The sequence below is a fragment of the Vogesella mureinivorans genome (genome assembly GCF_007644035.1).
Lineage (GTDB): Bacteria > Pseudomonadota > Gammaproteobacteria > Burkholderiales > Chromobacteriaceae > Vogesella > Vogesella mureinivorans.
This window is the reverse complement of sequence record NZ_VMTV02000457.1, coordinates 1-375: the sequence shown is the minus strand read 5'-3', so window position 1 is coordinate 375 and position 375 is coordinate 1. Positions and strand designations below refer to the sequence as shown.

The 375-nt window shown below is 69.1% G+C and carries 1 protein-coding gene; it reads left to right on the top strand.

Going from position 1 to position 375, the window contains the following annotated elements:
* Positions 1–29 precede the first annotated feature (29 nt).
* Positions 30–375: hypothetical protein (locus FLQ44_RS11510; RefSeq protein WP_206208848.1), on the top strand; the 346-nt coding region annotated here is incomplete at its 3' end.

Here is a 375-nt window from a genome sequence, read left to right as displayed (position 1 = left end):
AACGCCCACTCTCCCTGCTGCACCGCGAGTTGCGCCTGCTGCTGCGCTCGCGCATGGCCATCCTCGCCCTGATCGTACTGGGTGTATTGAGCTTCGCCGCCAGCTGGAACGGCTCGCAACAGATGGATGCGCAGCGCGAGTTGATCGCCGAAGCCCAGACCCTGCAGGAGGACAGCAGCGCCCTGCTGCTGGCCCGCTATGGCGCCAGCGGCGACGCCGGCCTCCTCGCCTACCACCGCTTCGTGCTGGCCTGGGATTCGCCTGCACCGCTGGGCTTCGTCGCGATCGGCCAACGCGACATCGCGCCCTGGCTGATGCGCGTGCGGGCGCTGGGGTTGGAGGCGCAGCTCTACGAAGGTGAGCACGCCAACCCGG